The organism is Vibrio sp. PNB23_22_6, from assembly GCF_052877535.1.
Window position 1 is genome coordinate 16,210 of the sequence record NZ_JBNFXP010000024.1, and the last position, 22,931, is coordinate 39,140.

The 22,931-nt window shown below is 45.7% G+C and carries 19 protein-coding genes; 4 read left to right on the forward strand and 15 right to left on the reverse strand.

What is annotated here, in order from left to right:
• Positions 1-3: 3 nt before the first annotated feature.
• Entirely contained in the window at positions 4-615 is a 612-nt protein-coding gene (locus ACVA54_RS16260) for a tRNA-uridine aminocarboxypropyltransferase (RefSeq protein ID WP_099080324.1), read from the reverse strand.
• A 3-nt stretch (positions 616-618) separates the two neighbouring features.
• On the opposite strand from ACVA54_RS16260, the gene rrtA reads away from it, so the two are divergent.
• On the forward strand, positions 619-1,170 hold the full coding sequence (rrtA, locus tag ACVA54_RS16265) for a rhombosortase (protein ID WP_446617490.1): 552 nt from the start codon (positions 619-621) through the stop codon (positions 1,168-1,170).
• Between the two features lie 127 nt (positions 1,171-1,297).
• On the opposite strand, the gene ACVA54_RS16270 is transcribed toward rrtA, so the two are convergent.
• The 7 genes from ACVA54_RS16270 to tig form a co-directional block, all read right to left on the reverse strand.
• Positions 1,298-1,597: a ComEA family DNA-binding protein gene (locus ACVA54_RS16270; RefSeq protein ID WP_099080326.1), complete on the reverse strand. Its 300-nt coding sequence runs from the start codon at positions 1,595-1,597 to the stop codon at positions 1,298-1,300.
• Between the two features lie 147 nt (positions 1,598-1,744).
• The gene (gene ppiD / locus ACVA54_RS16275) at positions 1,745-3,604 is read right to left on the reverse strand and encodes a peptidylprolyl isomerase (RefSeq protein WP_099080327.1); all 1,860 of its coding nucleotides are present in this window, start codon (positions 3,602-3,604) and stop codon (positions 1,745-1,747) included.
• Between the two features lie 198 nt (positions 3,605-3,802).
• The gene (locus ACVA54_RS16280) at positions 3,803-4,075 is read right to left on the reverse strand and encodes an HU family DNA-binding protein (RefSeq protein WP_099080328.1); all 273 of its coding nucleotides are present in this window, start codon (positions 4,073-4,075) and stop codon (positions 3,803-3,805) included.
• Between the two features lie 190 nt (positions 4,076-4,265).
• The gene (lon, locus tag ACVA54_RS16285; protein WP_099080329.1) at positions 4,266-6,617 is read right to left on the reverse strand and encodes an endopeptidase La; all 2,352 of its coding nucleotides are present in this window, start codon (positions 6,615-6,617) and stop codon (positions 4,266-4,268) included.
• A gap of 130 nt (positions 6,618-6,747) precedes the next feature.
• Positions 6,748-8,028 (reverse strand): ATP-dependent protease ATP-binding subunit ClpX, encoded by a 1,281-nt coding sequence (gene clpX / locus ACVA54_RS16290; RefSeq protein WP_099080330.1) that lies wholly within the window; start codon positions 8,026-8,028, stop codon positions 6,748-6,750.
• 71 nt (positions 8,029-8,099) lie between these two features.
• Positions 8,100-8,726 carry an ATP-dependent Clp endopeptidase proteolytic subunit ClpP gene (gene clpP, locus ACVA54_RS16295; RefSeq protein WP_099080331.1) on the reverse strand — a complete coding sequence of 209 codons (627 nt, stop codon included), beginning with the start codon at positions 8,724-8,726 and terminating at the stop codon, positions 8,100-8,102.
• Between the two features lie 105 nt (positions 8,727-8,831).
• Positions 8,832-10,136: a trigger factor gene (gene tig / locus ACVA54_RS16300; RefSeq protein WP_446641785.1), complete on the reverse strand. Its 1,305-nt coding sequence runs from the start codon at positions 10,134-10,136 to the stop codon at positions 8,832-8,834.
• Positions 10,137-10,659: 523 nt separating this feature from the next.
• Between tig and ACVA54_RS16305 the strand changes: the two genes are divergently transcribed.
• The 3 genes from ACVA54_RS16305 to ACVA54_RS16315 all read left to right on the forward strand — a co-directional run bounded on the left by ACVA54_RS16305 (position 10,660) and on the right by ACVA54_RS16315 (position 14,066).
• Complete coding sequence (locus ACVA54_RS16305; protein WP_446641786.1) at positions 10,660-12,465, forward strand: sensor histidine kinase; 1,806 nt, start codon at positions 10,660-10,662, stop codon at positions 12,463-12,465.
• 4 nt (positions 12,466-12,469) lie between these two features.
• Positions 12,470-13,807, forward strand: coding sequence for a sigma-54-dependent transcriptional regulator (locus tag ACVA54_RS16310; RefSeq protein ID WP_099080334.1), 1,338 nt, complete (start codon positions 12,470-12,472; stop codon positions 13,805-13,807).
• A 76-nt stretch (positions 13,808-13,883) separates the two neighbouring features.
• A complete protein-coding gene (locus tag ACVA54_RS16315; RefSeq protein WP_099080335.1) occupies positions 13,884-14,066 on the forward strand; it encodes a hypothetical protein in 183 nt (60 codons plus the stop codon).
• A 37-nt stretch (positions 14,067-14,103) separates the two neighbouring features.
• On the opposite strand, the gene ACVA54_RS16320 is transcribed toward ACVA54_RS16315, so the two are convergent.
• From ACVA54_RS16320 to ACVA54_RS16350, 7 genes are all read right to left on the reverse strand, one after another.
• The gene (locus ACVA54_RS16320) at positions 14,104-15,465 is read right to left on the reverse strand and encodes a TRAP transporter large permease (protein WP_099080336.1); all 1,362 of its coding nucleotides are present in this window, start codon (positions 15,463-15,465) and stop codon (positions 14,104-14,106) included.
• Positions 15,466-15,468: 3 nt separating this feature from the next.
• Entirely contained in the window at positions 15,469-16,143 is a 675-nt protein-coding gene (locus ACVA54_RS16325) for a TRAP transporter small permease (protein WP_099080337.1), read from the reverse strand.
• A 72-nt stretch (positions 16,144-16,215) separates the two neighbouring features.
• On the reverse strand, positions 16,216-17,214 hold the full coding sequence (locus tag ACVA54_RS16330; protein ID WP_099080338.1) for a TRAP transporter substrate-binding protein: 999 nt from the start codon (positions 17,212-17,214) through the stop codon (positions 16,216-16,218).
• 216 nt (positions 17,215-17,430) lie between these two features.
• Positions 17,431-18,900, reverse strand: a complete 1,470-nt coding sequence (locus ACVA54_RS16335; protein ID WP_099080339.1) for a protein adenylyltransferase SelO — start codon at positions 18,898-18,900, stop codon at positions 17,431-17,433.
• A 209-nt stretch (positions 18,901-19,109) separates the two neighbouring features.
• Positions 19,110-20,477 (reverse strand): TrkH family potassium uptake protein, encoded by a 1,368-nt coding sequence (locus ACVA54_RS16340; protein ID WP_446596587.1) that lies wholly within the window; start codon positions 20,475-20,477, stop codon positions 19,110-19,112.
• A complete protein-coding gene (locus ACVA54_RS16345) occupies positions 20,474-21,136 on the reverse strand; it encodes a potassium channel family protein (protein WP_119463663.1) in 663 nt (220 codons plus the stop codon). Before ACVA54_RS16345 ends, ACVA54_RS16340 begins: the two co-directional genes overlap by 4 nt.
• A gap of 389 nt (positions 21,137-21,525) precedes the next feature.
• The gene (locus ACVA54_RS16350; protein WP_099080342.1) at positions 21,526-22,761 is read right to left on the reverse strand and encodes a DEAD/DEAH box helicase; all 1,236 of its coding nucleotides are present in this window, start codon (positions 22,759-22,761) and stop codon (positions 21,526-21,528) included.
• Positions 22,762-22,931: the final 170 nt, after the last annotated feature.

Sequence of the window (22,931 nt, forward strand, 5' to 3'; positions counted from 1 at the left end):
GGGCTAATCTTTCAAATAGTTCTTCTCAAATACGCCTGGAGGCATCTGGGCGATTTGAAATTCAATCATTTTCTCGAACACATTCAGCAAAGGCGTAAAGTCTTTTTCTGGCTCAAGTAGGCTGAGCGCATGGTAGCCAGCCTCAACCGTTGATAAGCTGTTTTCTGAGGGCGCTTTACGAATGGTGTAATGGCCTTGCAAGTTTTCCGGGAGTTTCACGGTTGGCAAGCCATGTAGATTGGTAGACAGTTGCCACATTTTATACGCTTTCTTCCAAGTCCCATCCAATAATATCAAGCGCACTTTCTTATCATCATGTTGTTCACAACCGAAAGCTGACAAACACAACGAGTGCTCTGACGGGTACAAAATCACGTGACAATACGCCTCATCCGCAAGCAGTTCGTTTAATGTTGAGTTCTCAGAAAAGTCTTCCCCGATCAAACAAGTACAGTAATTTAAACTCAATTTGAGAATCCGTGCCGTACCAAGAGGACGGTGCACTTCACTGATGTGCTGAAGAATGATAAGTTCAGCCTCACTTGCTAACGGTACTATCCATTGGCAAATACAAGCTTTACGCGACTTTCCACACTGAGAACAATAACGAGACATTGAGTGAACCTTTATACATTGCTGACAATCATCAGCATTATCTGCTTAGTACTGCAATTCGAACCAATGGCCAGCCTTGCCGAATGGCACGCCTACAATATTCGCCATGGAGAATGGTGGCGAATCGTAACAGGAAATCTAACGCATACCAACTTTGCTCATCTTGGTATGAACTTAGCGGGTTTGTGGGTCATCAGTTTTATCTTTCGGCCGAGCGTTCGTAACTTCTCCATCGTATTTCTTATTCTGTGTACCTTCATTGGTGCGATGAACTTATTCACCAATATGTCGATTTATGTCGGTCTGTCTGGTGTGTTACATGGACTATTTGGCTTTTGGGCGCTGAGAGAAGTATTCGAGGGTAGAAGAAGCAGCTTGCTACTGGTGGCCGGGCTTGTCGCTAAAATCGCTTGGGAGCAATTCTACGGGCCATCGCCCAGTACTTCGGCTATGATTGGCGCACGCGTTGCGGTTGATGCTCACCTGCTTGGTGCAATTGGCGGCTTAGGGATGGCAGGGGTAGAAAAATTAATGCATCGCCGTCTCTTTGGCTAAGCCTCTTTGGGTAAAAAATACTTTAGCGTTAAAACAATGAATAAAATCCCGAACCAGTAAAAAGTGCTGGTTCGGGAAAGTAAGGTTCGGACACAACAAACTTAGCTTCTCAATGGTAGAACATTGATTACAACAAAATACGTGCTTCGTTCTTCTTCACCGTCGCCTCTCCGATGCCTTTCACTTTGCTCAGATCCGCTGCAGTTTTAAATGGACCGTGCTCATTGCGATATTCAACAATATCTTTGGCTTTCTTCTCACCAATCCCCTTCAGTAAAGTGGCGATTTCTTCCGCTGAAGCCGTGTTCACATTGACGGTGATTTCAATACCTTCGTATTTTTCTGCTTTACCGTTCGCGACTTTACTATCTGCCGCCCAGCCCATTGGGGCCAACAACATTAGGCACAAAGTTAACATCCATTTCATTATTCCATTTTCTCCTGAGTTATTGTGATTAAAAATTACCACTACTCTAGAAAATACGCCGATGACATTGAAGGCACGACCGAGAAAAATAAAACGGGCCGCTAATGCGACCCGTTTTTGTTAACATACAAATTACATGTATTGTGCTTAGTTGCTCACAACAAAGTATTCGATTTCCGTATTTTCACGTAATACTGCAAGAACAGAAGTCAGATCTTGCTGTGATGATACTCGTTGCATTTGCATTGCGACTTGCTCTTCTAGAGAGCTATCTAGCGCTGCATGCACACCATCTAGCTCGATAACTACGATGTCGCCTTCAAGGTCTTTAGACTGAGCATACACTGGCTTGCCGTCCACTGGTTTTGCCATTGCAAATACCGTTGTCGCAAGCGGTGAACGGCGGTCAATGGATTCTTGCTCACCAAACTCTAGATTGTTTTCCGCAAGAACGGCTGTGTTACCTTCTTTAAGGGCTGCAACAACCTTAGTCGCCAGTTCCATCGCACCCTGCTCGCCCTTAACGCGAGATAGCTCAGCAACCGCTTGGTCTTTCACTTCAGCAAGAGGAAGTACTGTCTCGTTGCGAGCGCCTTCAACACGAACCACGATAATGTGCTCTGGTGCTACCTCGATAGCTTCAGAGTTCAGACCGTCTTCTTTCACTTCAGGGCTCAAGATTGCTTGCATTACCGCTTGGTTCTTAAGAACTTCAGGAGCATCAACTTGAGAGATGAAGTCGGTTGTCTTCACTTTCTGACCAACGGCTTTAGAAGCATCGTCTAGAGAATCAGGGTATTCAAACGCCACTTTCTCAAGCTCGTTTTGTAGCTCGTAGAATTGATCGACCGCTTTCTGGTCAACCATTTCTTGTTTGATTTCTGCTGCGACTTCAGAGAAAGGCTTCGCAACGGAATCTTTTAGCTCTTCAAGCTTGATGATGTGGTAACCGAAATCAGACTTAACTAGACCTGACATATCGCCTGGGTTCTTAAGTGCGAAGGCGGCATTTTCAAATGCAGGGTCCATCACATCACGCTCAATCCAACCTAGGTCACCGCCGTTTTCAGCGCTACCGAAGTCGTCCGATTTTTCTTGAGCAACAGCGGCAAAGTCTGCACCAGCGTTTAGCTCATCAAGAATCGCTTGTGCTTTCGCTTCGTCATCACCTTCCACTAGGATGTGTGCTACGCGGCGTTGCTCTTCAGAAGAGTACTTATTTTGATGCTCATCGTAGTATTTCTTAACTTCTTCGTCAGAAACTTGGATTTGCTTTTTCAACTCTTGAGCAGAAAGTTCGATATAAGCAACTTTAACCTGCTCTGGACGAGTAAAGTTATCTGGGTTTGCTTTGTAGTACGCTTGAATTTCTTCATCAGTTAGATTGACATGTTTTGCAAACTCAGCCAAATCGATCGTTACGGTACGAATATCACGAGTTTGAGTAAACAGCTTACCTTCTGCCTGAACTTCGCCAGGTAGTGTGAATTCACTGGTTTGCAATGCGTTCAATAATTGCTCACGAACCAATTCACGACGCATGTACTCTGCAAAAGAGTCTGGAGAGAAACCAGCACGACGCAGAGACGCTTGGTAGATCTCTTGATCGAACTTGCCGTTAGATTGGAACTGAGGCATTTCTAGAATCATGCTACGAACTTGCGCATCACTAATACGTAGACCAAGCGCTTCTGCTTGTTGGTCAAGCAATACGTCATTAATCATGCGATCGAGAACGGATTTTCGGAAAGATTCAACGTATGCAGGGTCTGCCAGCATTTGAGAGAAGTAATCACCCAATTGAGATTGCATGCGATTACGCTCATTTTGGTAGGCCATCTCGAACTCACCACGAGCAATTTCGGTATTCCCTACTTTAGCGGCGACGTTGTTACTACCGCCAACGATGTAGCTACCTACACCTGCAAAGACGAAAGAAAGGATGATAAGTCCAAGGATAATTTTGACCGCGATGCTATTCACGCCTTCGCGTAGTCGATCCATCATAATTTAACTGCTCTCCACAATTGAAGCCAACTGCTTCTACTAGAAAATGTAATGACGCGATAATATCAGAAAAAGAAATGCGCATCAGTAGGATGCGCATATTTTAAAAAAGTTCGGCGACGAGTTTGTAAATTTTTGTTCCAAACGGACTGTTTGAGCAAAAGTCATGCAAATGCCGACGCTTCTATCCGCTTAGGATTAGTTACAAGCGTCTTTTAGAGCTTTACCTGCTTTGAAAGCAGGAACTTTAGCTTCTGCGATTTGGATTTCTTCACCCGTTTTTGGGTTGCGGCCAGTACGTGCTGCACGAGTGCGAAGGCTGAATGTACCGAAGCCAACTAGAGCAACTTGGTCACCAGATTGAAGCGTACCACTTACTGCTTCGATGAATGCGTCTAGAGCACGGCCAGCTGATGCTTTAGAGATGTCTGCGTTTTCTGCAATTTGTTCTACTAATTGAGTTTTATTCACTGTGATTTCCCCTTAACGTCATCTGTGATTATTTTTGTGATGACTTTCGTTCCATAATAAAGAAAAAGTTGTCACCCCTTGTATTTCAAGGGCTGGCAGCTATCGAGCCTAAGTTAGCTTCCAAAAAAAACGCTGACAAGCCTTTTCGGGCCTATCAGCGTAAACTTTTACTTATTTTTGCTGCATATCACTATTTTTTCGCGTCAAACTCAACGCCAGTCGGGTCTCGCTCTAGTGCAACTTTCAAAACTTCGTCAATCCACTGTACCGGGATAACCTTCAGATCTGCGATAACATTTTCTGGAATCTCTTCCAAATCACGCTCGTTGTCTTTCGGAATCAACACAGTTTTGATGCCACCACGATGTGCCGCAAGTAACTTCTCTTTCAGGCCACCAATCGGTAAAACTTCACCACGTAGCGTGATTTCCCCTGTCATACCCACTTCGGCTTTAACCGGATTCCCCGTCAAGCTAGAAACCAGTGCAGTACACATTGCAATACCGGCACTTGGGCCATCTTTTGGTGTTGCGCCCTCAGGAACGTGTACGTGAATATCACGCTTCTCGTAGAAGTCTGAGTTAATGCCTAGTTTTTCGGCACGTGAACGTACAACCGTCATTGCCGCTTGGATCGACTCTTTCATGACATCGCCAAGTGAACCTGTTTGCGTCAACTTACCTTTACCTGGCATCGATTCGGTTTCAATCGTCAGCAGATCACCGCCAACTTGTGTCCAAGCTAGACCCGTAACTTGACCGATACGATTGCTGTCGTCTGCTTTACCGAAATCATGACGTTGTACGCCTAAGTATTCTTTTAGGTTGTCCATCGTTACGGTTACTGACTTCAAGCTGCTATCAAGCAGGATATTCTTCACTGCTTTACGGCAGATCTTGGAAATCTCACGCTCTAGATTACGTACACCCGCTTCACGCGTGTAGTAACGAATAATGCCGATGATTGCAGAATCTTCGATAATAATTTCGTTTGCCTTCAGACCATTACGCTGAACTTGCTTATCAACAAGGTGGCGTTTCGCGATATTTAGCTTCTCGTCTTCTGTGTAACCAGATAGGCGAATCACTTCCATACGGTCTAGTAGTGGACCAGGAATATCCATCGAGTTCGACGTTGCAACAAACATCACGTCAGACAGATCGTAATCCACTTCTAGATAGTGATCGTTGAACGCATTGTTTTGCTCTGGGTCTAGGACTTCAAGCAGTGCAGAAGACGGATCGCCACGCATATCTGACGACATCTTGTCGATTTCATCTAAAAGGAAAAGTGGGTTTTTCACGCCAACTTTCGACATTTTCTGAATGAGTTTACCTGGCAACGAACCGATATAAGTACGACGGTGACCACGAATTTCCGCTTCATCACGCACGCCACCTAGAGCCATGCGAGTATATTTACGACCTGTCGCAGCCGCAATAGAGCGACCTAGTGATGTTTTACCCACACCTGGAGGACCAACAAGGCAAAGGATCGGACCTTTTAGCTTGTTAATACGGTTTTGTACCGCCAAGTATTCGAGGATACGTTCTTTCACGCGTTCTAGACCGTAATGGTCTTCGTTTAGAATCTCTTCTGCTTTCGCTAAGTTCTTCTTCACTTTAGAACGCTTATTCCAAGGCACGCTCACCATCCAGTCGATGTAGCTACGCACCACTGTCGCTTCGGCAGACATTGGAGACATCATCTTAAGCTTTTGCAACTCTTGTTCAGTCTTCTCACGTGCTTCCTGAGGCATTTTTGATTCTTCAATCTTCTGCTTCAGAGTTTCGAACTCATCCGGCGCATCTTCCATCTCACCCAGTTCTTTCTGAATGGCTTTCATTTGCTCATTCAGGTAGTACTCGCGCTGAGATTTTTCCATCTGCTTTTTCACGCGGCCACGGATGCGTTTCTCCACTTGCAGTAGGTCAATCTCTGATTCCATCTGCCCCATCAAGAACTCAAGACGCTCAGAGATATCTGTCGTTTCAAGCACTTGCTGCTTATCAACCAATTTTAGAGGCATATGCGCTGCAATGGTATCAGCCAGGCGTGCCGCTTCGTCGATGCCGTTTAACGAAGTCAGTACTTCAGGTGGGATCTTTTTATTGAGTTTGATAAAGCCTTCAAACTGATTGATCGCACTGCGTACAACCACTTCTTGCTCTCGTTCATCCAGCTCAGGCGTAACGATAAATTCCGCCTCAGCCAAGAAAAACTCGCTCTCTTTGAAATGATTAATCTTCGCACGCTGCTGACCTTCGACCAGTACTTTTACTGTGCCATCTGGTAGCTTCAGCAGTTGGAGAATGGTTGCCACTGTACCTACTTCAAATAGGTCATCAACCGTCGGTTCGTCAGTATCCGCTTGCTTTTGTGCCACAAGCAGAACTTGTTTGTTGGTTTCCATTGCCGTTTCTAAACAGCTAATCGATTTCTCGCGACCAACAAACAATGGAATAACCATGTGCGGGTAAACCACTACGTCACGTAGAGGTAGTACCGGGATCTCGATACGCTCGGAACGTTCCAAGTTCATATAATTCTCTCTTCCGCTTTCACGTTTAACGTATTACTTAAGGCAGTATATGGGGGCTAATTGCTTGGATTCAATAACAGAAATAAAAAAAGGAGGTAATTACTTACCTCCTTTTTATTCATCGCTGTTTTTATTCTGCGCCAGCGGCCTGGCTGTCGGCATTACTGTAAATAAGCAATGGTTCTGACTCTCCGTTAATCACGGATTCATCAATCACAACTTTACTCACATCTGTCGCAGATGGCAGTTCGTACATGGTTTCCAGTAGTACACTTTCAAGAATTGAACGTAAACCACGAGCACCGGTTTTACGCTCCATTGCTTTCTTAGCAATAGCACGCAGTGCGTCTTCACGGAATTCAAGCTCGGCATTTTCTAGCTCAAACAATGCTGCATATTGCTTGGTCAGTGCATTCTTCGGTTCACATAGGATCTGAATTAGCGCTTCTTCATCAAGCTCAGTCAACGTTGTTGTTACTGGTAAACGACCAATGAATTCAGGAATCAAACCATACTTCACTAGATCTTCTGGCTCAACTTGCATGAACAACTCACCGACGGTTTTGGTTTCGTTTTTAGAACGCACTTCTGCGCCAAAACCGATACCTGCACCTGTCGCTACACGCTGTTCAATCACTTTATCTAGGCCAGCAAATGCACCGCCACAGATGAACAGGATCTTAGACGTGTCCACTTGTAGGAATTCTTGCTGCGGATGCTTACGACCACCTTGTGGTGGAACCGATGCAACCGTACCTTCGATAAGTTTCAGTAGTGCCTGCTGAACACCTTCACCAGATACGTCACGCGTAATTGATGGGTTTTCAGCTTTACGAGAAATCTTGTCAATTTCATCAATGTACACAATGCCGCGTTCAGCCTTCGCTACATCGTAATCACATTTTTGCAGAAGCTTCTGGATGATGTTTTCCACATCTTCGCCCACATAACCCGCTTCGGTTAATGTGGTTGCATCAGCCATAGTAAATGGCACATCCAAGAAACGAGCTAGCGTCTCAGCAAGAAGCGTTTTACCACTACCCGTTGGACCAATTAGAAGGATGTTACTCTTACCAAGCTCCACACCTTCGCTCGTTGTATCACCATTGCGTAAACGCTTGTAGTGGTTATATACCGCAACTGCGAGCACTTTTTTCGCGTAATCTTGTCCGATCACATAGTCATCAAGGTGTTCACGGATCTGTTTTGGCGTTGGTAACGCTTCAGATTCTTTCTTAGGGAGAACATCCTTGATTTCTTCGCGAATAATATCGTTACATAAGTCGACACACTCGTCACAAATGTAAACTGACGGACCTGCGATTAGCTTGCGAACTTCGTGCTGACTTTTGCCACAGAAAGAGCAATACAGCAATTTGCCGCTGCCACTTTCTTTGCTTTTATCTGTCATTCGCTAACCTCTTAGCCTTTACTCTTTATGAATCAGTGTATATCAAATTTAGCCAAAATGCGCTGGCTAAATTATTCGCCGCGATGGCTCAACACTGCATCCACAATACCGTATTCTACCGCTTGATCTGACGACATGAAGTTGTCACGATCTGTATCACGTTCAATCACTTCAAGAGGTTGGCCAGTGTGCTCCGCTAATAGATTATTTAGCTTATGCTTGATGGTCAAAATTTCTTGTGCATGAATTTGGATATCAGAAGCCTGACCTTGGAAGCCACCAAGTGGTTGGTGGATCATCACACGTGAGTTAGGCAGAACATAACGCTTACCTGGCGCACCACCTGCAAGCAGGAATGCACCCATTGAGCAAGCTTGACCCATACATACAGTGCTTACATTTGGCTTGATGAACTGCATAGTGTCGTAAATAGACATACCTGCTGTCACGCTACCGCCTGGAGAGTTGATGTATAGGAAAATATCTTTATCTGGATTTTCAGATTCTAGGAAAAGTAGTTGAGCCACGACAAGGTTTGCCATGTGGTCTTCCACTTGACCCGTTAAAAAAATCACGCGCTCTTTAAGTAAGCGTGAGTAGATGTCGTAAGAGCGTTCACCACGGGAAGTTTGTTCAACCACCATTGGTACTAGCGCGTCAATAATTGGCGACATTGCATTTTTTTCTTGGTAGCTCATATTCTTATGTCCCTAAAATAAATGGCCCGGATGATGGGTATCATACGGACCATTGTTAGCAGAATAGTTAACGATAAGTCAACCTTCTACGCAAGATATTGCTTATTAAGCTGCAGGCTGTTGGTTAAGTAGCTCGTTGAAGCCTACTTCTTTCTCAGTAACCTGTGCTTTAGCGATGATCGCGTCGATAGCTTGCTCTTCTAGAGCAACGTTACGCATGTTGTTCATCATTTGCTCGTTTTGCTCGTAGTAAGCAACAACTTCTGATGGATCTTCGTATGCAGTCGCCATTTCTTCGATTAGCGCTTTCACTTTCTCGTCATCCGCTTTTAGCTCTTCAGACTTGATCACTTCACCTAGTAGAAGGCCAACCACTACGCGACGTTTAGCTTGCTCTTCGAATAGTTCACGTGGAAGCTGTGCAGCAGCTTCTGGGTTACCGCCGAAGCGTTGTGCAGCTTGTTGACGTAGAACGTGGATCTCTTGGTCGATAAGTGCAGCAGGAACGTCGATGTCGTTTTGCTCAACTAGACCGTCGATTGCTTGCTCTTTGATGCGGTTCTTAACAGCTTGCTTAAGCTCGCGCTCCATGTTCTTGCGAACTTCAGCTTTAAGAGCGTCAACACCACCTTCAACAACACCAAACTTAGCAACGAACTCGTCGTTTAGTTCTGGAAGTTCACGTGCTTCAACTTTGTTCACTTTGATTGCGAACTTAGCTGCTTTGCCTTTTAGGTTTTCAGCGTGGTAATCTTCTGGGAAGTTTACGTCGATTTCGAATTCCATACCTTTAGTTTTACCTTCGATACCGTCTTCGAAACCTGGGATCATACGACCTGCGCCCATTTCTAGAGGGAAGTTCTCAGCTTTACCGCCTTCGAACTCTTCACCGTCGATAGAGCCAACGAAATCGATGCTTACGCGCTTACCAGCTTCTGCTGCTTCTTCAACTTCAGTCCAAGTCGCTTGTTGCTTACGTAAAGTTTCGATCATCTCTTCTACGTCTGCATCTTTAACTTCTGTTGTTGGTTTTTCAACAGTGATGCTTTCTAGGCCTTTAAGCTCAACTTCTGGGTAAACTTCGAAAGTTGCAGTGAATACTAGATCTGCGCCTTCGTTGTTTTCAACAGGTGCGAAAGTTGGTGCGCCAGCTGGGTTGATTTTCTCTTTTACGATCGCTTCGATGAAGTGACGTTGCATAACTTCACCAAGAACGTCTTGACGTACTGCTTTGCCGTACATCTTAGCAACCATTTTTAGAGGCACTTTACCCTTACGGAAGCCATCGAAACGACGGTTTTTAGCGATGTTGCGTAGTTCAGCTGTTACAGCGTCTTCGATGTTTGCGGCTGGAACAGTAATGTTTAGACGGCGCTCTAGGCCTTCTAGCGTTTCAACAGTAACTTGCATTATATATAAACCTCTAAAGTGGCTCGGTTTTTCGAGCGTATGAGCGAGAATCTTTGAGTTCACGCTTCATCCTTGTGTAGTGTTCCGTCCGAACACCTAATTTAAAACGAGTATCGATGTTGTAAATCAACACCTGACTAATCAGTGATATCTTCAACGAAACGCCAAAGGTATCTCCTATTAGCCTCAGGACAGAATTTTAGACGCGACATTCTAGCGATCTGTCGCTACCCTGTCGAGCCAATAGCCACTATGTGGACATTGTCTGCGCTAAATTCTCGAATACCGACTCAAATATCTGCGAAAAATGTCATTTCAACACCGCTTTACCCGAGCCAGCATATCTAGAATGGGGACAATAGCGACTTTTTCAAGAGAATCGACTGCTTTTTTTATTGAAAAGCGTAAAAAGAGATCTTGCTCTTGTTTTACTCCACAGAGTTGAAAACTAACCCCCCATTCTCTCCTACAAAACATTAACATTTCGTTACGTAAACCAAAAAACAGGTCAAGGAGCAAAAGGATGGCACAGCGAAATTGTATTCTACTGATTTTTTTCGCCTTCTATCTCTTTTTTGCACTCGTTGGTGGTCGCTGGGTGTGGTACAGCAGTTACCAATCTCTACTCGACAAACATCAAGCTCAACTCGAGCGGTTTTCCAACCATATACAGAACAAACTCGATAAATACGCCCATATTCCGCAACTGCTTTCCAAAGATGAACCACTGATTGAAGCTCTGCTTAACCCAACCAACACTGCCCAGTTGGAAATCACTAACCGTTACCTTGAGTCCGTGAACCATGTCATTGAAGCCGCTGATACTTACCTTATTGATAAATGGGGGACGACTATCGCCGCGAGTAACTGGCGTAAAACACGTTCGTTTATTGGTCGAAACTTTGCATTTCGCCCCTACTTTAAACAAGCCGTCATCGGCGAGAGCAGCCAATATTACGCCCTAGGTTCAACCTCTGGTAAGCGAGGCTATTACTACTCCTACCCTATCGCCTACGCTGGAGGGGTCATTGGGGTCATCGTGGTCAAAATGGATTTAGACAAAATTGAAGATAACTGGCAGCATCCAAAAAGTATTTTTGTTGCCAATGATCCATACGGGATTGTCTTTATGAGCAGTCGCAATGACTGGCTATTTAAAAGCTTACAGCCGCTCAACGATATCCAAAAAGCAGAACTGTGGGCTAATCGACAATATCTAGATACTTCCGTTAAATCACTGAATTTTATCGGCAGCTTGGATGCCCCCCACTCAGAGGTAAAACAAGGTTACCCTTATAATAAAGGCACTCTGGTGGTCTCTTCGTTGTCTTTGCCTGAGCTTAAACTGACGATTCGCGTCCTGTCTCCCAAACAGAGCGTTGTTTGGTTAACGTTAGGCTATCTACTGATACTCACGCTTACCTTTACGATATTGTTCTTAATCGGGCAACTCGTTTATCACCGTCAACAACGCCGTTTACATTTTGAGCGAATACAACAGAAAGCCAATCAACAGCTCGAGTATCAAGTCATGGCTCGAACTGCTGAATTACAGGCCGAAATTGCACAGCGAACAGAAACAGAACAAACCTTGCGCATCACTCAAGATGAACTGGTTCAAGCCGCCAAACTCGCAGTATTGGGGCAAATGTCTGCGAGCATCAGTCATGAGTTAAATAACCCACTGGCGGCAATCCGTAGCTTTGCAGAAAACGGTAAGCGATTCTTGCACCAAGAAAAGCTTGATCGGGTGAAAGACAATCTAACCCGAATCTCTGCCCTCACTGATAGAATGGCAAAGATCAGCCAACAATTGCGCTCCTTTGCCAAAAAAACCAGTGGTAACGAGCTCGTCCATACTCGCCTCTTTCCTGTTATCGCTTCTGCAAAAGAACTGATGAAGCCAGCATTCAAATCAGCACAAGTAACGTTAGAAACGGACGTGTTAGGACAAGATATCGATGTGTACATCAATACCATTCAACTCGAGCAAGTGTTGGTCAATTTGCTGACCAATGCGATAGAGGCACTCAAAGATCAAGAAGATAAACAAGTGCGATTGTCTGTGAAACGGGACAGCGAATTCGAGCGTGTTTGGATCCATATCGACGATAACGGCGCAGGGTTTGGCGATTTTACGCTTACTGAGTTGTGCGAACCTTTCTTAACCACCAAACAAAATGGTTTAGGTTTGGGGCTTTCTATCTCACAACAAATCTTGGCCGGTATGAACGGGAAATTAAGCGCACAGAATAGAGAACAAGGTGGGGCTCGATTCTCTCTTTGCTTACCTATTGTTTCACCACTCGCCGAACAACCAGAAGGATAAGACCATGTGCCAGGTGTTTTTTATCGATGACGAAGTTGATCTCAGGCTAGCCATTGAGCAAACCTTCGAACTGGCCGACATCGAAGCCAAATTTTTTCCGGATGCAGAGTCCGCTTTAATTGCCATACAACAAGACGAAGAAGTTGGCGTAGTGGTCACTGACATTTGCTTGCCGGGTATTTCTGGCATGGATTTGCTTACTACGCTGACCCAACGCGATGTGAATCTACCAGTGATCATGATTACTGGACATGGTGATATTACCATGGCGGTTCACGCACTCCATCAAGGCGCATACGACTTTATCGAGAAGCCCTTTGCGCCGGAGCACTTAGTTGAAACCGTTAAACGTGCCATTGAGAAACGCCAGTTAACCAATGAAAACGAAAAACTACGTCAATCCCTGAAAGCCAGTCAAACCCTTGGTCCGCGTATTATTGGAGAAACCACAAGTATCCAGATGCTACGTGATACCATCACTCACATTGCTGACACAGATGCGGATATTTTGTTGTTTGGCGAAACAGGGACAGGTAAGGAACTGATTGCCCGCTCCCTACACGAACAAAGCTCTCGTCGTAACCAAAACTTTGTCGCGGTGAACTGTGGTGCCGTACCTGAAAATCTCATCGAGAGCGAACTTTATGGTCACGAAAAAGGCGCATTTACCGGAGCAGATCGTCGCCGAATAGGCAAGTTTGAATTTGCTCAAGGTGGCACCCTGTTTTTGGACGAAATCGAGTCAATGCCGATTCAGGCGCAAATTCGATTACTTAGAGTGTTGCAAGAGCGAGTGATTGAGCGCGTTGGTTCGAATGAACTGTTACCGCTCGATATTCGTGTTATCGCAGCCACCAAAGTTGACCTAAGACAAGCGGCTGAAGAAGGCACATTTCGTCAAGACCTTTACTATCGTCTAAACGTCGTGACCTTAGACTTACCCCCACTACAGGAGCGCAAAGAAGACATCCCCGCACTGTTCCACCATTTTCTGTTGGTTGCTGCTTCACGCTACGGCAAAACCTCCCCTAGCCTCTCTTCTCAAGATCTCGCACAGCTTATGGCTCATGATTGGCCGGGCAATGTCCGTGAACTTCGTAATGCTGCCGAGCGTTTTGTTTTATTAGGTAAGCTGATGCAACTCGGTCAAACTACACCCACTGAAAGCACCGCCCTAAGCCTCGCGGAGCAAGTCGCTGAGTTTGAGAAAGCGGCCATCGAAAGTGCATTACTGGAAAACAGCGGCAGCATCAAGCAGACCATGGAGCAATTGAATGTCCCTCGAAAAACTCTCTATGACAAAATGCAACGCTATCAACTAGATAAGGGCCTGTATAAATAAAATGCACCACGTCATTTGTGGTTATCTTTAGCTTGAGCCATACTTTTGCCAAATAAGCAGGCGAGGTCATATTGGTATGGGTGAAAAAACTAAGATACCTATCATTACTGATACTGTGATGGTCGATGGGCACTATCAAGAAGAGCGACGTTCAAGAGAAGATCGACGTAAAATCCGAAAAAAGTGGACGGGGTATGAGCGAAGGGTAGCCGCTGATCCACGATTACAGGCTCGCAAGTCAATTTACGAAGAGGTGTGAAGATTCACACCTCTTGTATTTTGGAGAAAAGTTGCTGTTACTTAGTGATGATTTCTGGCCCCATTAAGGTGGTTGGCAACCACGTTGATACCCAAGGTACGTACGTCACTATGATTAAGAAGAGGAACATTACCCCTACCCATGGCAGCGCCGCTTTCACTACCTGCATCATCGACATCTTCGCCACCCCGGCAGTCACAAATAAGTTGAGTCCGACGGGTGGGGTTATCATGCCAATCTCCATGTTCACTACCATCATGATACCGAGGTGAATTGGGTCGATGCCCAAAGCAATCGCAATCGGGAACACCAAAGGCGCTACGATAATCAGCAGGCCAGATGGCTCCATAAACTGGCCACCAATCAGTAACAAAACGTTGACCACAATTAGGAAAGTAATCGGACCAAGACCCGCTGAAAGCATCGACTCCGTGATCATTTGCGGAATGCGTTCTTCAGTCAGTACGTGTTTCAAAATCAACGCGTTGGCAATGATGAACAGCAGCATGATAGTCAACTTGCCCGCTTCGTATAACGTGTGTTTGGTGTCTTTATGCACGAAGGTTTGGAAGATTTTAACCAGCGCGGGTTTGGTATTTTTCTTATCAGCAAATGGCCCCATGTCTTTGTAGACAAAGTTAGCGATAAAGAACGAGTATACCGCCGCAACGGCAGCAGCTTCCGTCGGAGTAAAAATACCACCGTAGATACCGCCAAGAATGATCACCACCAGCAATAAGCCCCAGCTCGCGTCTTTAGCGGCATCGAAAGTTTCTTGCCAACCGACAAACGGTTGCTTAGGCAGATTCTTAATACGCGCTGCGATGTAGATGGCAATCATCAGCATCACTCCTGCCAGTAGCCCAGGAATCACGCCTCCTAAAAACATCCGTCCTACCGATACGTCAGTTGCTGCTGCGTAAACCACCATGACAATGGAAGGGGGGATCAAAATACCCAACGTCCCCGCATTACAAATCACGCCTGCCGCAAACTCTTTGGAATAACCGTTTTTGATCATCCCTGCGATAACGATACTACCGATTGCCACCACCGTTGCCGGAGACGAACCTGACAGCGCAGCGAACATCATACACGCCACCACAGATGCCATCGCCAGACCGCCACGGAACCAACCAACAATAGCGATGGCGAAACGGATGATGCGCTTCGCAACGCCACCAGTAGACATGAAGCTTGAAGCCAAAATAAAGAAAGGGATCGCTAACAGCGTGTAGTGACCAGCAAAGGCATTAAACAACGTTTGGGCCACCGAAGCCAAAGAGGCGTCCGAGTGCATCAACAGGAAAAGAATACTGGCAAGGCCCAGCGAGACGGCAATTGGCACACCAATCAGCATGAAGCCAATAACCATCAAGAATAACAACAGAATATCCATGATTTATTGCTCCTTACTGTTGGATTTTGAAGACGAACCGCTTGGCATCGGATCGGCGGCTTCGCTAAGTGCTTCTTTCAGCGTTTCCAGCTCTTCTTCCGCTTCATGGCCAGCAATCAAACGGTCGAGTTTGCCCGTGGCGATTTGCCAAGTAATTTGCACAAAACGGAACGTTAGTAGCGCCATGCCAAGTGGCAGCGCAAAATAAGGGATAAAGCGTGGCAGTTTCTCATAGCGTTCGCCTTCATTGAGCCAATCTGCTAAGAACTGAAACATCTCTGGCATTGGAATATCGTCGGTTTCATACCATGCGCGTTCTGTTGCAAACGGATACCAATAGTTCCAAGAACCAATCAGAAGTAGAACGGAAAACGCCAAACAGCAAGCAGCGGCTAGAAGTGCAAAAATCTTACGTTTACGCTCCGACACCATATTGATGATCACATCAACACCAATATGAAAATGTTTTTTCACACCGTAAGATGCCCCCACCAACACCATCCACGCAAACATGAATACGGTAAGTTCTAACGCCCATAGAATATTGTCGTTGAAGACATAACGAAAAATTACATTGGCAAAAGTGAGCAGCGTCATCGCACCAAGAAAGAAAGCAATCAGCGTTTCTTCAATGGCATCCGTGATTCGCCCTGCCTTGGCAAAAAAAGTCTGTTCCATAATTACATCACATCATTATTGGGAAAGAATGGCCCTCTCCCATCTCGAAGTACGTGAGGGCCAATAATGTTGTTACTGTTGGTTAGATGCTAAAGCGGCATCAATAAGATCCGTACCAATGTCTTTCTCAAACTTCTTCCATACCGGTTGAAGGGCCGTCACCCACTCTTGGCGTTGCTCAGGTGTCAGAGTACGAACCACACCCCCCGCTTCAATGATGTTGTTCTTATTAGCAAGGTTAACTTCGGTCGATTCCGCATTACGTTGCGCGGTGACTTCTTGAATGATGGTATTGAGTTGCTCACGTTGATCGTCTGGTAGTTTTTTCCAGAAATCGTTCGATGTTACGACTAGATAATCGAGAATGCCGTGGTTAGTTTCTGTAATGCCGTCTTGCACTTCGAAGAACTTCTTACCGTAGATGTTTGACCAAGTGTTCTCCTGACCATCGATAACCTTGGTTTGCAAGCCGCCATACACTTCTTTAAACGACATTTTTTGTGGGTTTGCGCCAAGCTGCTCGAACTGGGCAACCAAAACGTCCGATGCTTGCACGCGGAACTTCAAGCCTTCTGCGTCACTTGGCAACATCAACGGTTTGTTTGCTGACATCTGCTTCATGCCGTTATGCCAGAACGCCAAGCCCTGCAATCCACGACGTTTCATCGCGTTCTTTAGCTTTTCACCTGATTCTGAGTTTTGGAAACGGTCGACCGCTGCCACATCTTCAAACAGGAATGGAAGGTCAAAGATGCGGTACTTCTTGGTGAATTTCTCAAACTTAGAAAGAGAAGGGGCAGCGAGTTGAACATCCCCATTAAGCAGCGCTTCCAGCACTTTGTTGTCATCGTAAAGGGTCGAGTTTGGAAAAACCTGCATACAAACTTTGCCGTTCATCTCTTCGTTAACACGTTTTTCCAGTAGCGAAGCAGCAATGCCTTTCGGGTGTTTGTCGGTGTTGGTTACGTGACTGAACTTAATCACGGTTTCACCCGGATCACAGTTTGCAGCAGCGTTAAAACTGGTGACAGCAAGAGCGGATACAGACAAAAGGGTTAGAGGCTTAAACATTATTATTCTCCTTGTTGAATCACATCCCATCCTTTCCATGAGTACCTAAAATGGGTAGAGGGTGATGGGTACGGATGTATGACAAGGAGCAAGTAACAGACCAATTCATTTAAATCATAAATATCATGCACTTATATTCATAGAGATAAAGAATGGGAATTCAGAGGGGTAAAACCCACCCATACAAACCTGAGTGATGGGTGGAAAATGACCCATTTAAGAAGAGCAGCTGATTTCCATTTTCTTGCCCCATTCTGGTGGCAACTTGGCGTAATCATCAAACTCTGGGTGTTCATCGAAAGGGTGCTTTAAAATCTCCGCGAGGCGATTTATTTCGGTGAAGTCCCCAATTTCTGCTTTGTCGATAGCCAACTGAGCCAAGTAGTTACGCAGAATGTATTTCGGATTGACCCGACGCATTCGCTCACAGCGCTGCTCACTTGTTACCACTTCACCTTGCTGATCCACTTCCAACTCACAACGTGCAAGGTACAAATCTACCCATGCGCTCGCCGCATCTCGATCAATACATAAATCGACCACCGCTTGGGGCGCTTGGGTATCAAGATAAGAAAGCTCGCGGAAAAAACGAGTGTAGTCGGTCTTGTTTTGATTTAAGAGTTCAAACATCGCCTCAAACAAACGTCCATCTTCATCCACCTTGGTATGAAGCCCAAGTTTGGCGCGCATCAGTTCGCTGAACTTCTGACTTAAACGAACTTCAAATTGCCCCAATGCGGCTTCTAGATCTTCTCGCTCCACTAGCGGAGATAACGCATGCGCCAATGCGGACAGATTCCAAAGTGCAACTCTCGGCTGTTGATCAAATGCGTAACGTCCTTGGTAATCTGAATGGTTACAAATGTAGTTTGGATCGTAATCGTCAAGGAAACCAAACGGACCATAATCAAAGGTTTGCCCGAGAATCGACATGTTATCGGTATTCATGACGCCATGAGCAAAACCGTAGGCTTGCCAAAACGCAATCATTACAGCGGTTTTATCCACGATAGCCTCAAACATCGCTGCATACGGCTTTTCGGTTTGAACGCACTCTGGGAAATACCACTCAATGACTTTGTCAGCCAACAGTTTTTGCTCGGCCAATTGATTGGTATAGAAAAAATGCTCGAAATGACCAAAGCGGATATGCGTTTCTGCTATGCGGATCAACAGAGCGCCGTATTCCATCTTCTCACGATAAACCGGCGTGTTACTGTCCATCATACCGAGCGCTCTGGTGGTCGGAATACTCAAACCCGCCATGGCCTCGCTACACAAATATTCACGAATAGTAGAGCGTAGCACCGCCCGACCATCACCCATGCGGGAATACGGCGTCAGCCCTGCCCCTTTTAAATGAATATCAAACCAAGTGCCATCTTGGTGCTGAATTTCAGCCAAAAGCAAACCGCGCCCATCGCCCAAATCTGGGTTGTAAACGCCAAATTGATGGCCTGCATATTTCATGGCTAGCGGAGCAAAAGATCCAAATTCTCTTTGCCCGGCAAACACATTCAACAATTCATCATCGGCTTGTCTTGGCAAACCAAACTGCAAAGCCAAATCACGATTCCAAACGACCCAACGCGGATTGTCTAAAGGCTGTGGCGCAACGCGAGTAAAAAATGCAGACGGCAGCTCACTGAAGCGATGGGTGAAATTGACCCCTTCCCAGATGGACATAATGATTCCTTAAGCACAACTTCCTGTTTATGAGTATACGCCGTGTATAACGCCACTTTCAGCCATGAATTGTTCATGGGTATTGCGTATTTTTTGCATAGAAGTAGATAAGAAACGTAATGATAAATAATGACAATGCGAGTTTCTCTACTCTTTACGCGTAGAGAAACTCGCATTACTAATAAAAGATCATTGTGTTGTTAAAAAGATTAACCAGTTAGCACATTGTCCTCTGGGTACTTGATCAACGTCGGTTCAGGACGAGCTAGCATGTAAGCAAGCGTGAGAGGCCCGATACGTCCGATGATCATCACCACAATCATGATGTATTTACCGGGCTCCGACAACTCTGCAGTTAACCCCGCCGTTAACCCTACTGTGGCAAATGCCGATATAGTTTCAAACATCACTTTATCAAAAGCGGCCTTTTCGGTGATCATCAGCAAAAACATCGCGGTGGTAAGAATCGCGCCACTGACAACAATGATCGCCAGCGATTTAGTCACCGTTGACCAGTTCACGGTACGTTTGAAGATCACCACGTGTTTCTTCTGGCGAAGAAATGCCCACGTCGCTATAAACGCAACAGCAAAAGTAGAGACCTTGATACCACCGCCGGTTGAGGTTGAGCCTGCGCCAATCAACATGAGCACAATCATCACCAGCAAGGCTGGTTGAGTGAACTGTGCAAGATCTACGCTATTAAAGCCCGCAGTACGTGCACTTGCTGATTGAAAAAACGCCGCTAACCATTTCCCTGCTATCGGTAGAGATTCCATCGTGTTGGGATTATGTCTTTCCAGAAGCCAGAACAATAGCGTACCAACAATAAGCAGCACTGGTGTCGCGATCAGCATAATCTTTGTGTGTAATTGCAAAAAGTGAAAGCCACGACGCCAATGCAGCCACAAATCACCAATAACGGTAAAGCCTAAGCCACCGAAGATAAACAGCCCCGCAAGTGTGAAGATAACCACAGGGTCATTCACAAAGCTCATCATATTGTCAGAAAACAGTGCAAACCCTGCATTGTTAAACGCCGAGATAGAGTGGAAAAGCGCGTAGAACATCCCCGTCTGCCATCCCATTTCTGGAACCCAGCGGAATGAAAGAAAGAGGAAGCCTATCATCTCAGCCACCAAAGCAAAGGTAACGATACTTTTTACCAATCGACGTAAGTTAACTTGGCGATCTTGCCCTAACGCTTCTTTCGCCAGACCTTGTTGACGCAAACTTAGACGTACTCCAAACATATAGAGCAAAACCGCAGATAACGTCATTTGGCCCAATCCACCAATTTGCATCAAGCACATTAGCAAAATTTTGCCCGCCAACGTAAAGTGCTGTCCCGTATCGACAACACCTAACCCCGTCACACTGATCGCAGAGGTTGCGGTAAATAGCGCATCCGTCATGGACAACCCAGTCACGGAGAATACGGGCAATGTCAACAGCACCGCCGATGGTAATAGCACACCAAGAAAACTCAGCAATATAATGCGCGGCTCGCTGCCTTTCGCTTTATCTCGTTTGCTCTCTGGGACGTAAAAGACACCTCTCTGATAAAAGTGCTTCATAATGATCGCAGCTTGCTCGCTAATTTGTCTTGTGGGCCAACCACGATGATCAAGTCGCCGATTTCAAGCATCGTACTCAATTCTGGCGCTTTGGTAATTTCTGGACCACGTTTAAAGCCCAGCACCTGTACACCTTCCTCTTTAAACAGCGCCAATTCGCCTAACGTTTTTCCCATCCACCGTGAGCCAATCACAAACTCTGTCATGGCGAGTCCACTGCCTAGTGGGTGAAATTCCAATACACGTTGATCAAGCATTTTACGCGCAACTCGAATACCCATATCACGCTCTGGCATAATGATGTGATCTGCGCCAATCTTCTGCAAAACGCGGGCTTGAAAGCGATCATTGGCTTTCACCCAAACCGATTTCACCCCTGCCTCTTTGGCAATCAAGGTGGCGAGGATGCTGGCATTAACATCAGCACCAATGGCGATCATAACCATGTCATAATCATCCAGCTTTAGTTCCGCAACCGTCTCTTCATGAGTACAGTTAGCCACGAGCGCTTGGCTCACAAAACTGGCGGCTTCTTTCACTCGATCTTCGTTAATGTCTACTGCTAAAACTTGAGAGCCGGAATCTTGCAGTTCTTTACATACAGCCAAGCCGAAACGCCCCAGACCTATTACCGCAAATTGCTTATAACCCGTTTTCATTCATGCCTCGTTTATGCGTTTAATAGCAGGCGCGAAAGTCTGTGCCTATTCCCTATCATCGGCAAACAAGACGACAAGAAATTGACAAAAGATTAACTCAAACTTTCCGCACATTCTTTCTACAGCGTAAGACACAATGACAATTTTTTCATAGTTAACCGCTGCTAAATCAACAAAATACCCAGTCGCCTCACAGTTAGACCGTTGCCGAACTCATCAATGTGACCGAAAAGTCCGCACATAAATTGGTGTTAATTCGGATACGTAAGCTCCCAGCTTGTTACGCAGCAACCATTGCTAAGAGTAAGGGATAGATTGCAAATAAAAAAACCGCATCGAAATGCGGCTTGTTTTTATTTGAGATCTCAACGAAAGGGATTCACACGGAACTAGTTCGCGTTAGGCTTTTCATCGTTGTCGCGACGAGAACGCTGATCTTGTGGCTTGCGTTTGTTCTTCGGTACGTAGTTCAGGATCGAAATCGGTACTGGTTTTCTTGGTGCAAAGCCTTCGATTTCCACACGCTCTAGCAGGTGGCCAAGGCGGCTTTCAATCATGCATAGATTTTTGAAATCGTCTTTTGATACCAATGAAATGGCTTCACCTTGCGCACCAGCACGTCCGGTACGACCAATACGGTGTACATATTCATCCGCAGGGAAAGGCAAATCGTAGTTGATGACCACTGGTAAGTTATCAATATCAATACCGCGCGCCGCCACGCCTGTTGCCACTAGGTATTGAATTTCACCCGCTTTAAATTGCTCAATCAACTCTTGGCGAACACGTTGGTTGCGACCACTGTGGAAGGCTTCTGCCACAATGCCACGCTTTTCTAGCTGAGTAACCAGCTTCGCCGCACCGTGTTTAGTTTCGATAAACACCAACACTTGCGACCAGTTGTTCTGAGTCAGCATGTGGCTCAATAACGACGATTTCATGTCTTTATCGACGGTGGTGATCCATTGCTTGATGTTTGATTTCGATGCGCTGTGCTTAGCAATCGTGATTTCTTCTGGGTCGACAATCGCGTTCTTGGCCAAATCGCGAACTGGATTCGATAACGTTGCAGAAAACAGCAGACTTTGCACGTCCTCAGGCAAACAATCAACGATCTTATCAATCGCATCGATGAAGCCCATATCCAGCATCTTGTCCGCTTCATCCAGCACCAGCATTTCCACTTCATCAAAGTGAATGGCGCGCTGGCCATAAAGGTCAATCAAACGACCAGGTGTACTTACGACAATATCAACGCCTTCAATCAGTGCTTGTTTTTGCGGGGCGTAATCCACACCACCAAACATCGCCATTGAACGAAGTGGTAAGTTCTTACCGTACGCTTCAATGCTCTGATGAACCTGAAGTGCGAGCTCACGCGTTGGGGTTAAGATGATCGCGCGTGCACGCTTTTTACGTTGCGTTTCCCCTTTACTGAGTTTTTCTAAAATCGGCAATACAAAGCTCGCCGTTTTACCGGTGCCCGTTTGCGCTGCCGCAATCAGATTGCTACCACGCAGAACAATTGGAATGGCTTTTTGTTGGATAGAAGTCGGTTTTTCATAACCCAGCGCCAACACTGCATCAGTGATTGGTGTGCTTAAACCAAGCTTAGAAAATGGCATAGAAACGTCTCAACAGAGGAAATGGGCGCGTAGTGTATCAGAATCCGTACTAAGTAACAGAACCATTCCTCTGCACTTCATCCCCCACATTCAATAAACAAATTCTATCCTATTAATAAGGCATTCTATTGTTGCAGCGTGATGATGTATTCGCGACTTCACGTTTCTGA